Source organism: Syntrophotalea acetylenivorans, assembly GCF_001887775.1.
Taxonomy (GTDB): domain Bacteria; phylum Desulfobacterota; class Desulfuromonadia; order Desulfuromonadales; family Syntrophotaleaceae; genus Syntrophotalea_A; species Syntrophotalea_A acetylenivorans.
This window is the reverse complement of sequence record NZ_CP015519.1, coordinates 1661515-1675339: the sequence shown is the minus strand read 5'-3', so window position 1 is coordinate 1675339 and position 13825 is coordinate 1661515. Positions and strand designations below refer to the sequence as shown.

Genomic DNA, 13825 nt, shown 5'->3' with positions numbered 1-13825 from the left:
TCTGTGCTGGCGTAGCTCAATTGGTAGAGCAGCTGACTTGTAATCAGCAGGTTGCGGGTTCAATTCCTGTCGCCAGCTCCAGTAGGCTGCGCATCGGACGGCGCATAAAACTGAATAGCAAAGAAATTTCTTTTGGAGGGGTTCCCGAGTGGCCAAAGGGATCAGACTGTAAATCTGACGTCGTAGACTTCGGAGGTTCGAATCCTCCCCCCTCCACCAAATAATCTTGCCGGGCAAAGTGCCGGTGGCTGTATCCCAGGAGGCTGATGCCGTTAGTACTGGAAGCAGTGCTGTCGCCGAGTCCAAAATGCTTCACCAAAGGTTGGTTGTCGTTTTCTCGGGCGGGAATAGCTCAGTTGGCTAGAGCGTCAGCCTTCCAAGCTGAGGGTCGCGGGTTCGAGTCCCGTTTCCCGCTCCATTTTAGAAAAAGCAGCGACTCCAGTAGGCGTAATCACGAATAGGCCCACATAGCTCAGTTGGTAGAGCGCATCCTTGGTAAGGATGAGGTCACCGGTTCAAATCCGGTTGTGGGCTCCATTTGTTGATGTTTCGTCGCTGGGTATTTTGCTTTGGAGCAAATTTTATCGGCCCCGGTCAGTGCTCTGGCGGCCCCACCTAAGTCACGACAAAAAGATAAAAAAACAAGGGAGGTTGACGCAATGTCAAAAGAAAAATTTGAAAGAACAAAACCCCATGTCAATATTGGGACCATCGGTCACGTCGACCACGGTAAGACCACTCTGACTGCAGCCATCACCAAGGTTATGGCCGCTGGCGGCGGAGCCGAGTTCAAGGCTTTTGATCAGATCGACAACGCTCCTGAAGAGCGTGAGCGCGGTATTACCATCGCCACTGCCCACGTCGAATATGAGACTGCAAACCGTCACTACGCTCACGTTGACTGCCCCGGCCACGCCGACTACGTCAAAAACATGATTACCGGTGCGGCGCAGATGGACGGCGCCATTCTGGTTGTCTCCGCTGCTGACGGTCCCATGCCTCAGACCCGTGAGCACATCCTGCTCGCCCGTCAGGTTGGCGTACCTGCCATGGTTGTCTTCCTCAATAAGGCCGACATGGTCGACGACGAAGAGCTGATGGAACTGGTCGAGCTGGAAGTTCGCGAACTGCTGTCCGCTTACGACTTCCCCGGCGACGATCTGCCGATCATCCCCGGCAGCGCCCTGCAGGCGCTGGAGTGCGGTTGCGGCGATGCTGCCTGTGCGGCCTGCAAGCCTGTTTTCGAGCTGATGGAAGCTGTTGACAGCTACATCCCCGAGCCGGCTCGTGCCATTGACCTGCCCTTCCTGATGCCTGTCGAGGACGTCTTCTCCATCTCCGGTCGCGGTACTGTCGCCACCGGTCGTGTAGAGCGCGGTATTGTCAAGGTTCAGGAAGAGATCGAGATCGTCGGTATCAAAGATACCACCAAGACCGTCGTTACCGGTGTTGAGATGTTCCGCAAGCTGCTCGATCAGGGCCAGGCTGGCGATAACGTCGGCATCCTGCTTCGCGGCGTTAAGCGTGAGGATATCGAGCGCGGCCAGGTACTGGCCAAGCCCGGCAGCATCACCCCTCACACCAAGTTCAAGGCCGAAGCCTATATCCTGACCAAGGAAGAAGGCGGCCGTCATACGCCGTTCTTCAATGGCTACCGTCCTCAGTTCTACTTCCGTACCACGGACGTGACCGGTATCGTCGAGCTTGGCGAAGGCACTGAAATGGTAATGCCTGGCGACAATGCGGCGATGACCGTTAATCTGATCACGCCCATCGCCATGGACAAAGAGCTGCGCTTCGCGATTCGCGAAGGCGGACGTACCGTTGGCGCTGGTGTTGTTAGCGAAATTATCGAGTAATTTATAACTGCAGGCGGCTCCGTTGGTTTCAACGGAGCCGCCAAAGGGTTTAGCTATGCGGGATATTGTCACCCTCGCTTGCACCGACTGCAAGCGTCGTAACTATACGACCACCAAAAACAAAAAAACCAAGCCGGAACGGCTTGAGTTTAAAAAGTACTGCCGCTTCTGTCAAAAGCACACGGCTCATCGCGAGACAAAATAGTTTCCGAAGGGTAAGGACAGGGCCGCAGGTTTGTGCGGCTTTTTGTATGCAGGCCAGTAGCTCTAATGGCTAGAGCACCGGTCTCCAAAACCGGGTGTTGGGGGTTCGAGTCCCTCCTGGCCTGCCATTTTCACAGTGCGGCATTTGTTATGGGAGCTTCGGGTGTTTGATAAAGTCAGTGAATTTCTTGCTTCTGCAAAGAGTGAGTTGAGTAAAGTCACCTGGCCTTCACAGAGAGACACTTATGCCTCCACTCTGGCAGTTATTGTGCTCGTGCTTGTCTCGGCCGTTTTTCTCTGGGTTGTCGACACGGCTTTGTCAACTTCCATTCGGGCTGTGCTTTAAGCCTGCCACCAAAGAAGAGTTGTTATGACAATGAAGTGGTATGGCGTACATACCTATTCGGGTTACGAAAACAAGGTCAAGCTGTCCTTGGAAGAGCGCATCCGCTCGCTGAATGTCGAAGAATATTTCGGTGAAGTGCTGATTCCCTCCGAGACGGTTGTTGAACTGAAGAAGGGCGAACGTAAAACTTCGACGCGGAAATTCTTTCCCGGTTATATTCTGGTGCAGATGGAGTTGAACGACGAAACCTGGCATGTTGTGAAAGATACGCCCAAGGTTACCGGTTTTGTCGGCGGCGGCACTGTGCCAGCTACTATTCCGGATGAGGATGTGGCCAAGATTACCGCCCGCATGGAAGAGGACGTTGAACGGCCCAAGCCGAAGGTGGCTTTTGAGGTCGGAGAGACTGTCCGGGTTGTTGATGGTCCGTTCCTGAATTTCACCGGGGTCGTTGAAGATGTTAAGCCTGACAAGGCCAAGCTGAAGGTTATGGTCAGCATTTTTGGTCGGGTTACCCCTGTCGAACTCGAATTTATTCAGGTAGAAAAGACCAGTTAAGCTGGTTCTGCAAGTCATAAAGTTAAGGAGTAATTCATGGCCAAGAAGATAATAGGAATGATAAAGCTTCAGATTCCTGCCGGCAAAGCGAATCCCTCGCCTCCGGTTGGTCCCGCGCTCGGTCAGCACGGGGTCAATATCATGGAATTCTGTAAGGCGTTCAACGCTAAGACCCAGAGCCAGGACGGGATGATCATTCCGGTTGTCATCACGGTCTTTGCTGATCGGTCCTTTTCGTTTATCACCAAGACCCCGCCTGCTGCTGTGCTGCTGCTTAAGGCCGCCAAGCTGGAAAAGGGTTCCGGCGTCCCTAATAAGGACAAAGTTGGCAAGGTGACCAAAGATCAGGTGCGCGAGATTGCTGAGATAAAAATGCCCGATCTTAATGCCTTCGACATCGATGCAGCTATGCGGACCATTGAGGGAACCGCCCGCAGCATGGGCCTGGAAGTCATCTAATCCCTGGCAAAATCTGGAGTACGCAAATGTCTATAGGAAAGTTTCAAAAAGAAGCCAAGGCCAAGGTTGACCGGAGCCGCAACTATCCTGTTGAAGAGGCGCTGGCGCTGGTCAAAGATGCTGCTTACGCTAAGTTTGACGAAACCGTAGAGATTGCCGTGCGCTTGGGCGTTGACCCGCGTAAGGCCGATCAGATGGTTCGTGGTGCGGTTGTACTGCCGAATGGTCTAGGTAAAACGGTTCGCGTTTTGGTTTTTGCCAAAGGCGAAAAAGCTCTCGAAGCCAAAGAAGCTGGTGCCGATTACGTCGGCGGTGACGATTTGGTCGAAAAAATTCAGGGTGGTTGGTTCGACTTTGATACGGCCATTGCTACCCCTGACATGATGGGCGTAGTTGGTAAGATCGGTCGTTTGCTCGGGCCTCGTAGCCTGATGCCTAACCCGAAGGTGGGAACCGTTACTTTCGAAGTCGGTAAAGCGGTAGAAGAAGCCAAGTCCGGTAAGGTGTCCTATCGTGTAGAGAAGGCTGGCATTGTGCAGGCTCCTCTTGGCAAGGTTTCCTTTGAAGCGGATAAATTGCAGGAAAATCTTGTCGCCCTGATGGATGCGCTGGTCAAGGCCAAGCCCTCTTCCGCCAAAGGTACTTACCTGAAAAAAGTAACTGTTTCGAGCACTATGGGGCCTGGAATCAATATCGACGCTCCCGCTCTGCAGGCTCTGATTAAATAAGATATATTCGTACAGGATGGCAAGGCCGGCCTCGTCTTTGATGATGGCCGGCCTGTTGTGCCTGACAGTTTTCCTGGTCAAAGACAGCCGGTGCGTCACATGATGCTTAAAGGGGAATCCCGCCTGCCGAGGCTTTAGGATGAAAGGACCGTGTGGTCCGGCTCTTCCTTATCAAGCTTTGACTAGCAGCCGAAGCCGACAGGCTTCGTAACTCTAAAGAAAGGAGGAGAGACAGTGAATAAAGAATCCAAAGGAAACGTGGTTTCTGAGCTGTCGGAGCTGCTTAACTCGTCTAAGGCGACCTTCCTCGCGGACTATCGCGGGATGGACGTGGAGGCGGTTAACAAGCTTCGCGGTGAATTACGCCAAGTCGGCGTTGATTACCGTGTGGCAAAGAACACCCTGTTGCGGATTGCCGCGAAGGGTACTGCCGCCGAATGCTTGGAGTCCCATCTGCAGGGTCCGACGGCAGTAGCATTCGCCAGCGACGATGTCGCAGCGCCGGCCAAGGTTCTCGCTGATCTGGCGAAAGACAGCAAGTTCTTCGAGCTCAAGGGCGGCGTCATGGACGGTAAGCCCCTGTCGGTCGAAGATATCAAGGCTCTGGCTAACCTGCCCAGCCGCGAAGTATTGCTTGGCAAGATGCTCGGTTCCATCAATGCCCCGGCCACCAATTTCGTTGGTGTGCTCGCAGCCGTACCCCGTTCGCTGGTACAGGTTCTTGCAGCAATTCAAGAGCAAAAGGCCGCTTAAGGGCAGCCTTTCATTGAGTTTTAAAACTACATACTTACCATTGTTGCCGCTCGCGGCACCGTAAGGAGGATATACATCATGGCTGATGTCACTAAAGAGCAAGTTATTGAATTTATCGAAAACATGAGCGTTCTGGATCTCGCAGAACTGGTTAAAGAACTGGAAGACAAGTTCGGCGTTTCCGCCGCTGCCCCTGTAGCTGTTGCTGCTGGTCCCGCTGCTGGTGCTGGTCCCGCTGTAGAAGAAAAAGACGAGTTCGACGTCGTTTTGACCGCCCAAGGGGACAAGAAAATCAACGTCATCAAGGCTGTCCGCGCCGCTACCGGTCTTGGCCTCAAAGAAGCCAAAGAACTGGTTGACGGTTGCCCCCAGACCGTTAAAGAAGCTCTGCCTAAGGCCGAAGCCGAAGAACTCAAGAAGCAGCTTGAGGAAGCCGGCGCTTCTGTTGAGCTCAAGTAGTAACTGTTTAATAGTATTGCCCTTAGCCAAGGTCGCCTTGTGCGGCCTTGGCTATTCTGCATTCGTTAGCTTCCTCAGCTAAAGGAGTAACCATGGCTTATTCGATCGCGAATAACCAGCTTCTAAGGAAACACTTCGCTGAAATTAAGCGAATTATTGATATCCCTAATCTGATCGATATTCAGAAGAATTCTTATAAGCGTTTCCTGCAAGCGGATATCCCTCCTTCTGCAAGACAAAATATCGGTTTGGAGGCCGTTTTTCAGTCGGTTTTCCCTATTCGGGATTTTAGCGAAACCTGTTCGCTTGAATATGTTTCTTATTCTCTGGGCACTCCCAAATATGATGTGGATGAGTGCCATCAACGGGGAATGACCTTTGCCGCTCCGGTTAAGGTCAAGGTGCGCCTTGTTTCCTGGGACACCGATAAGGAATCGGGTGTTCAGTCGATTCGCGATATCAAAGAGCAGGAGGTTTACTTCGGTGAGATTCCGCTGATGACCTCGAACGGTACCTTTATTATTAATGGTACTGAGCGGGTAATTGTCAGCCAGCTTCATCGTTCTCCCGGGGTCTTTTTCGATCACGATAAAGGCAAGACCCATTCGAGCGGTAAAATACTGTACAACGCTCGTGTCATCCCTTATCGGGGATCGTGGCTCGATTTCGATTTTGATCACAAAGATTTTCTTTACGTGCGTATCGACCGGCGGCGCAAATTGCCTGCTACGGTGCTTCTCAAAGCCCTTGATTATACCGCTGAGGAGCTGCTTAACTATTTTTACGACGTTGAGACTATTGTCTTTGCTGAGGATGGTTATCAAAAACGCGTCAACCTCGACTTGCTTGCCGGCCAGCGCGCCAGTAGCGATATTGTTGCCGAAAATGGCGATGTCCTGGTCAAGGCCAATCGAAAGTTCACCAAGGCAGCCATTCGCAAGCTTGCCGAACACAATGTTGAGCTGATACCGGTTCTCGAGGAAGAGGTCGCCGGCAAGATTTCTTCGGTGGATATTGTCGACACCGCTACCGGTGAAATTCTTGTTGAGTGTAACGAAGAAATCAGCGTTGAAAAATTGGCTGAACTGCGTAGCCGCGGTATCACCGAATTTAACGTATTGTACATCGACAACATTTTTGTTGGGCCTTATCTGCGCGAAACGCTGCTGATTGACAAGGTCGCCACTGCTGATGACGCTCGTATCGAGATTTATCGGCGCCTGCGTCCTGGTGATCCTCCGACCATCAAGAGTGCCACGGCTCTTTTTGAGGGACTGTTTTTCATTCCGGAGCGATATGACCTGTCTGCCGTTGGGCGCATCAAGCTTAATTATAAGCTTGGTCTCGATGTTGACCCCGAACACACTACTCTGACCAAGGATGACATTCTTGAAGTAGTGCGTTATCTCATCGATTTGCGTAACGGCAAGGGCACCATCGACGACATCGATCACCTCGGTAATCGCCGTGTGCGCGCCGTAGGCGAACTGCTGGAAAACCAGTATCGTGTCGGTCTGGTGCGCATGGAGCGGGCGATCAAGGAGCGTATGAGTCTGCAGGAAATCGACAGCCTTATGCCCCATGACCTGATCAATTCCAAACCGGTTTCTGCTGTGGTCAAGGAATTCTTCGGCTCTTCACAGCTTTCCCAGTTCATGGATCAGACCAATCCGCTTTCTGAAATTACCCACAAGCGGCGCTTGTCCGCTCTGGGACCTGGTGGTTTGACTCGCGAACGTGCCGGTTTCGAAGTTCGAGACGTTCATCCGACCCATTACGGGCGTGTGTGTCCTATCGAAACTCCTGAAGGACCGAATATCGGACTGATTGCATCCTTGTCGACCTATGCCCGTATCAATGAACATGGTTTTGTCGAGACCCCTTATCGCCTTGTTGAAGGCGGGGTTGCCAGCAAGGATATCCGTTATTTCTCGGCTCTTGAAGAAGAAGGCCACGCCATCGCGCAGGCCAATGCGACTCTCGATGAAAACGGGCGCCTGGTCAATGAGCTGATCAATGCTCGCAAGAGCGGCGAGTTCATGCTTATGTCGCGGGATGATATCAGCTTGATGGATGTGTCTCCCAAGCAGCTGGTATCCGTAGCGGCAGCGTTGATTCCCTTTTTGGAGAACGATGATGCTAACCGTGCTCTGATGGGTTCCAACATGCAGCGTCAGGCCGTGCCTTTGCTGCGAGCCGATTCGCCGCTGGTCGGTACCGGAATGGAGCGTATCGTCGCCCATGATTCCGGGGCCGCCGTCGTGGCACGCCATGCTGGTGTGGTCGAAAGTGTTGATGCTGCCCGCATCGTGGTGAAAATCGACGAAGGCGAAGTTGATGAAACCGGGACCGGGGTAGATATTTATACTCTGACCAAGTTCTCCCGCTCCAACCAGAATACTTGTCTTAACCAAAAACCGATTATCCGTCAGGGGGATCGGGTTAAGGCCGGGGATATTATAGCTGACGGTCCTTCCACTCAGTGGGGGGAACTGGCTCTGGGACAGAATGTGTTGGTCGCATTTATGCCTTGGGGCGGCTATAACTTCGAGGATTCCATCCTTATCTCCGAAAAAATGGTCAAGGAAGATCGCTATACCTCCATTCATATTGAAGAGTTGGAGTGTGTTGCGCGGGATACCAAGCTCGGCAAGGAAGAGATTACCAACGATATTCCCAATCTCGGCGAGGACGCTCTAAAGGACCTTGACGAAAGCGGTATCGTTCGTATCGGCGCCGAGGTCAAGCCGGGTGACATTCTGGTGGGTAAGATTACCCCCAAGGGTGAGACACAGCTTTCACCGGAAGAAAAACTGCTGCGGGCTATCTTTGGTGAAAAGGCCGGTGATGTGCGGGATACTTCTCTGCGCTTGCCGCCCGGTACCGAAGGTGTGGTTATTGGTGCTCGAGTCTTTTCCCGTAAGGGGTCGGACAAGGACAGTCGTACCGAGCTTATCGAAAAAAGTGAAATTGATAAGCTGCTTAAGGACCAGAACGATGAAATTCGCATCATTCGCGATTCGGCCAAAAGCAAGGTGCGAGACCTTCTCATTGGGCGCAAAGCGGCGGTTGCGGTAAGCGACCCTGCCGGTGAGGTGTTGTTGGAGCAGGGGGGCGAAATCGCAGCCGTGGCCCTGGATAAGATCCCGTTGTCCCGCTGGAGCGATATCTCGTTGCTTGATGAGCCCGAGGTCGAATCCCGGGTGGCCGATATCTTTGCCCGTCTTGCTGAGCGCGAAGATCTGATCAAAGGGGTCTTCTCCAATAAGATCGAAAAGATCAAGCGGGGGGACGATCTGCCGCCCGGTGTGATCAAGATGGTCAAGGTTTATATCGCCATCAAGCGCAAATTGTCCGTCGGCGATAAGATGGCCGGCCGACATGGTAACAAGGGTGTCCTGTCCCGGATTCTGCCGGAAGAGGATATGCCTTATATGGAAGACGGGACACCGGTCGAGATCGTTCTTAACCCCCTCGGTGTACCATCCCGTATGAATGTCGGACAGATCCTCGAGACCCATCTCGGTCTGGCGGCCAGAGGTTTAGGTGTCCAGATTCAGGCTCAGATTGATCAGCAATTTGGTCCCGAAGCGCTGCGTAAGAAGATAGAAGAGGTGTACAACGACGAAAATGTCACCAGCTTCTTGCAAGGGCTCGATGATGACGAAATCCGGCTGCTTGCCCAACGTCTCTCTCAGGGTGTGCCCATGGCGTCCCCTGTTTTTGAGGGGGTCACAGAAGAGCAGATGAAGCAGGAAATGATTCGCTCCGGTTTCTCCGACTCAGGACAGATGACCTTGTATGACGGCAAGACCGGCGAGGCTTTTAAAGAGAAGGTCACCGTCGGCATCATGTACATGCTCAAGCTGCACCATCTGGTTGATGATAAGATCCATGCTCGTAGCATCGGTCCTTATAGCCTGGTAACTCAGCAGCCTCTCGGTGGTAAGGCCCAGTTTGGTGGCCAGCGCCTTGGCGAGATGGAAGTCTGGGCCATGGAAGCCTATGGGGCCGCTCATGCGCTGCAGGAGTTCCTGACCGTCAAGTCTGATGACGTCGCCGGCCGGACCCGCATGTACGAGGCCATCGTCAAGGGTAAGCATACCCTTGAAGCAGGATTGCCTGAGTCGTTCAACGTTCTGGTCAAGGAACTTCAGTCCCTTTGCCTCGACGTCGACCTGCTTGAAGAACAAGAATAAACCCAGCGTCATCCTACAAGGAGGGTGAGTTTTGGAAGATATATTCAGCCTTTTCGAACGGCCGAAAGATCCTCTCAGCTTTAATGCTATTCGGTTGTCTTTGGTTTCTCCCGAAAAGATTCGGGAGCGTTCTTTCGGTGAAGTAAAAAAGCCGGAAACTATTAACTACCGGACTTTCAAGCCTGAGCGTGAAGGCCTGTTCTGCGCCAAGATATTCGGTCCGACCAAGGACTACGAATGTAATTGCGGCAAGTACAAACGCATGAAACATCGCGGTATTGTCTGCGAAAAGTGCGGTGTTGAAGTTATACCCAGCAAGGTGCGTCGGGAGCGCCTCGGTCACATCGACCTGGCCTGCCCCGTCGCACACATCTGGTTCCTCAAGTCTTTGCCGTCGCGTATCGCGACGCTGCTGGACATGACTCTCAAGGAACTTGAGCGGATCCTTTATTTCGAAGCGTATGTGGTGCTTGACGCGGGTGACACTCCCTTGACTGTCGGTCAGTTGCTGACCGAGGACAAGTACCGCGAGACCATGGACGAGTATGCCGGTCAGTTCGTGGCTGACATGGGCGCCGAGGCCATTCGTCAATTCTTGACCGAAATTGAACTCGACGAGTTGTCTTCCAGTCTGCGCCTGGAAATGAAAGAAGCTGCCAGCGAGGCAAAGCGCAAGAAGATTGCCAAGCGTCTCAAGGTCGTCGAGGCCTTCAAAAATAGCGGTAATCGTCCGGAGTGGATGATCCTGGAAACTCTGCCGGTTCTGCCGCCTGAATTGCGGCCGCTGGTTCCTCTGGACGGCGGTCGGTTTGCTACTTCGGATCTCAACGATCTTTATCGTCGAGTGATTAATCGTAACAACCGTCTGAAGCGCCTCATGGAGCTTCGTGCTCCCGAAGTTATTATTCGCAACGAAAAACGTATGTTGCAGGAGGCTGTTGACGCACTGTTCGATAACGGGCGGCGCGGCCGGGCCATCACCGGCCCCAACAAACGGCCTTTGAAATCCCTGTCCGATATGCTCAAGGGCAAGGGCGGTCGTTTCCGGCAGAATCTGCTCGGTAAGCGTGTCGATTACTCCGGCCGTTCGGTTATCGTTGTCGGTCCCGAACTGAAATTGCATCAGTGCGGACTGCCGAAAAAGATGGCCCTGGAGCTGTTCAAGCCTTTTATCTACAACAAGCTTGAGGAAAAAGGGTACTGCACCACCATCAAGAGCGCCAAAAAGATGGTGGAAAAAGAGAAGGCCGAGGTGTGGGACGTCCTTGAAGAGGTCATTCGCGAGCACCCGGTCATGCTTAACCGTGCTCCGACCTTGCACCGCCTCGGTATTCAGGCCTTTGAACCAGTACTGATCGAGGGTAAGGCCATTCAGCTCCATCCGCTGGTCTGTACCGCTTTCAACGCCGACTTTGACGGTGACCAGATGGCGGTTCATCTGCCTCTTTCTATAGAGAGCCAGATCGAGACCCGGGTGTTGATGATGTCCACCAACAACATCTTGTCGCCTGCCAACGGTAAGCCGATTATTGTCCCTTCTCAGGATATGATTCTCGGGCTCTACTATATGACCCGGGAGCGGACATTTGTTACGGGTACGGACAAAATCTTCGCCTCTCGAGACGAAGTACGTATGGCTTATGATGCCGGTGAGCTTGATTTGCAGGCCAAGATCAAGGTGCGCATGAGGCCGGTAGCCGATGCGCCGGTTGAGTTGATCGAAACCACCACCGGCCGTGTACTGCTGCGCGATGTGGTTCCTGAGGTCATCCCCTTCGACCAGATCAACCAGGTAATGGCCAAGAAGCAGGTAGCCAACCTGATCGATGTTTGTTTCCGCCTGGCCGGCAACAAGGAAACGGTCCTTTTGGCTGACCGTCTTAAGGAAACCGGCTATCGTTACTCGACTATCGCCGGCATTTCCATCTGCCTCGATGACATGGTGATTCCCGAAGCCAAGGACGCCTTCATGGGCGAGGCCGTGGAAGAGGTCACCGAAATTCAGCAGCAATACACCGAAGGTTTGATTACCGACGGCGAACGTTACAACAAGGTCATCGATATCTGGGCCAAGTGTACTGAGGATATTGCTCAGACCATGCTCGAAAACCTCTCTGTCGATGAGGTGGCTGGTCCTGATGGTAAAAAGATCAAGACGCCGTCTTTCAACTCCATCCATATGATGGCCGATTCCGGTGCTCGTGGTAGTGCCCAGCAGATTCGGCAGCTGGCCGGTATGCGTGGGTTGATGGCCAAACCGTCCGGTGAGATTATTGAAACGCCGATTACGGCGAACTTCCGTGAGGGTCTGACGGTTCTGCAGTACTTTATCTCTACTCACGGTGCCCGTAAGGGTCTGGCTGACACCGCACTTAAGACCGCGAACTCCGGTTATCTGACCCGTCGTTTGGTCGATGTTGCTCAGGACGCTATTATCACGGAACAAGACTGCGGCACCCTCGACGGGATCCAGGTTTCATCCCTGACTGAAGGGGGAGAAGTCATCGAACCCTTGGGAGACCGGATTCTCGGTCGTACTTCCCTGGAAGATGTTCTCGATCCGGTTACCGACGAAGTGCTGGTTGAGTACAATCAGGAGCTCGACGAGGCTCTTGTTAACAAGATCGAAAACGCCGGTATCGAGAAGCTTAAAATTCGCTCGGTACTTACCTGCCAGAGTCGGCGGGGCATTTGCGCCACCTGCTATGGGCGGGATCTGGCCCGTGGTCATTTGGTTAACCTGGGCGAGGCGGTGGGTGTCATTGCTGCTCAGTCCATCGGTGAGCCTGGTACTCAGTTGACCATGCGGACCTTCCACATTGGTGGTACCGCTTCCCGTCGCGCCGAGCAGACCTCCCTGGAGTCCCGTTTTGACGGGACGCTCAAGTATATCGATGTCAATTCGGTTGTGGATAGCGACGGCTTCCACGTGGTTATGAACCGCAACGGTGAAATTGCCGTGGTTGACGAGACTGGCCGAGAGCGGGAGCGTTACGGTGTCGTCTATGGTGCACGGCTTCGCATTGCGCCGGAGGGGGCGGTTAAAACCGGCGATCTGCTGGCCGAGTGGGACCCCTACACCATGCCGATCCTGACGGAGGTTCCCGGACGGATCCGCTTTGGTGATGTTGTCGAAGGGGTCACCATGGAGGAACAGGTCGATGAGGTTACCGGCCTGTCGCGCAAGGTTATTATCGAATCTAAGGGAGCCGACAAACGTCCTCGTATTACCCTTAAGGACGAGGAAGGCAAGACCCTTAAGTTGCCTAATGGCCAGCCAGCCCGCTATATGCTGCCGGTCGGCGCCAATATCGTGGCTATTGAGGACGATATGGTCAGTGGTGGTGCGATCCTGGCGAAAATTCCGCGAGAGACCACCAAGACCAAGGATATCACCGGCGGTTTGCCCCGTGTTGCCGAGCTCTTTGAGGCTCGCAAACCCAAGGAATTTGCCGTCATCAGCGAAATCGACGGCGTGGTTTCTTTCGGTAAGGACTCCAAGGGCAAGCGCAAGGTGCTGGTGACTCCGGAAGTCGGCGAGTCCAAGGAGTACCTGATCCCCAAAGGGAAGCACATCAGTGTTCACGAGGGGGATCATGTCAAGGCTGGCGAAGCCCTCATGGATGGCTCCAGCAATCCCCATGATATTTTGCGGGTGCTCGGCGAAAAGCAGTTGGCCAAGTACTTGGTAGACGAGGTTCAGGAAGTCTATCGACTGCAAGGGGTAAAAATCAACGATAAGCACATCGAAGTTATCGTTCGCCAGATGCTGCGTCGCGTACGCATCAAAGAACTGGGCGATACGCGATTCCTGCTGGACGATTCGGTAGAGCGGTGGGAGTTCGAACAGGAGAACCAGCGGGTCTTGGCAGAAGGTGGCACTCCTGCCGTTGGTGAGCCTCTCATGCTAGGGATCACCAAGGCCTCTTTGTCCACTGAGTCTTTCATCTCTGCCGCTTCTTTCCAGGAGACCACCAAGGTTCTGACCCAGGCCGCTATCGAAGGCAAGGTCGATTATCTGCGGGGCCTCAAAGAGAATGTCATCATGGGCCGATTGATTCCGGCCGGTACCGGCATCTCCAAATACCGCAGCGCCAAGTTGGCTATCGAGGAACCTGAAGAAATTCTTGAGCCGCCACTGGTTGAAGAAGAAGAGGGTTTGGAGGGACAAGTAGAGGATGCCGGCGGCAACACAGAAGAGGCAGAAAAGTAGGTCTGCTGGCCGCAAATAAAAAAAGCCCTGCCGTTCTTAAAAATCGC

General features: G+C 53.3%; 10 protein-coding genes and 5 tRNA genes. All 15 read left to right on the top strand.

Annotated elements, in window-relative coordinates; translation table 11 throughout:
* Positions 1–5: 5 nt before the first annotated feature.
* A tRNA-Thr gene (locus A7E78_RS07705) sits at positions 6–81 on the top strand.
* 53 nt (positions 82–134) lie between these two features.
* Positions 135–219, top strand: a tRNA-Tyr gene (locus A7E78_RS07700).
* Positions 220–341: 122 nt separating this feature from the next.
* Positions 342–418: transfer RNA gene (locus tag A7E78_RS07695), tRNA-Gly, on the top strand.
* Positions 419–461: 43 nt separating this feature from the next.
* Positions 462–537: transfer RNA gene (locus A7E78_RS07690), tRNA-Thr, on the top strand.
* Positions 538–659: 122 nt separating this feature from the next.
* Entirely contained in the window at positions 660–1859 is a 1200-nt protein-coding gene (tuf, locus tag A7E78_RS07685) for an elongation factor Tu (protein WP_072283679.1), read from the top strand.
* Positions 1860–1914: 55 nt separating this feature from the next.
* Positions 1915–2064: a 50S ribosomal protein L33 gene (gene rpmG, locus A7E78_RS07680; protein ID WP_072283678.1), complete on the top strand. Its 150-nt coding sequence runs from the start codon at positions 1915–1917 to the stop codon at positions 2062–2064.
* Between the two features lie 50 nt (positions 2065–2114).
* Positions 2115–2191 (top strand) — tRNA-Trp (locus tag A7E78_RS07675).
* An 8-nt stretch (positions 2192–2199) separates the two neighbouring features.
* Positions 2200–2409 (top strand): preprotein translocase subunit SecE, encoded by a 210-nt coding sequence (secE, locus tag A7E78_RS15750; RefSeq protein ID WP_418361388.1) that lies wholly within the window; start codon positions 2200–2202, stop codon positions 2407–2409.
* 24 nt (positions 2410–2433) lie between these two features.
* Positions 2434–2967 (top strand): transcription termination/antitermination protein NusG, encoded by a 534-nt coding sequence (gene nusG, locus A7E78_RS07665; RefSeq protein ID WP_072283676.1) that lies wholly within the window; start codon positions 2434–2436, stop codon positions 2965–2967.
* Between the two features lie 36 nt (positions 2968–3003).
* Positions 3004–3426, top strand: a complete 423-nt coding sequence (gene rplK, locus A7E78_RS07660; RefSeq protein ID WP_072283675.1) for a 50S ribosomal protein L11 — start codon at positions 3004–3006, stop codon at positions 3424–3426.
* Between the two features lie 26 nt (positions 3427–3452).
* Positions 3453–4154 carry a 50S ribosomal protein L1 gene (rplA, locus tag A7E78_RS07655; protein ID WP_072283674.1) on the top strand — a complete coding sequence of 234 codons (702 nt, stop codon included), beginning with the start codon at positions 3453–3455 and terminating at the stop codon, positions 4152–4154.
* 234 nt (positions 4155–4388) lie between these two features.
* Positions 4389–4907: a 50S ribosomal protein L10 gene (gene rplJ, locus A7E78_RS07650; RefSeq protein ID WP_072283673.1), complete on the top strand. Its 519-nt coding sequence runs from the start codon at positions 4389–4391 to the stop codon at positions 4905–4907.
* Between the two features lie 78 nt (positions 4908–4985).
* Positions 4986–5366 carry a 50S ribosomal protein L7/L12 gene (gene rplL / locus A7E78_RS07645; protein WP_072283672.1) on the top strand — a complete coding sequence of 127 codons (381 nt, stop codon included), beginning with the start codon at positions 4986–4988 and terminating at the stop codon, positions 5364–5366.
* Positions 5367–5458: 92 nt separating this feature from the next.
* A complete protein-coding gene (gene rpoB, locus A7E78_RS07640) occupies positions 5459–9565 on the top strand; it encodes a DNA-directed RNA polymerase subunit beta (RefSeq protein WP_072283671.1) in 4107 nt (1368 codons plus the stop codon).
* Positions 9566–9596: 31 nt separating this feature from the next.
* Positions 9597–13778 (top strand): DNA-directed RNA polymerase subunit beta', encoded by a 4182-nt coding sequence (gene rpoC / locus A7E78_RS07635; protein ID WP_072283670.1) that lies wholly within the window; start codon positions 9597–9599, stop codon positions 13776–13778.
* Positions 13779–13825 lie beyond the last annotated feature (47 nt).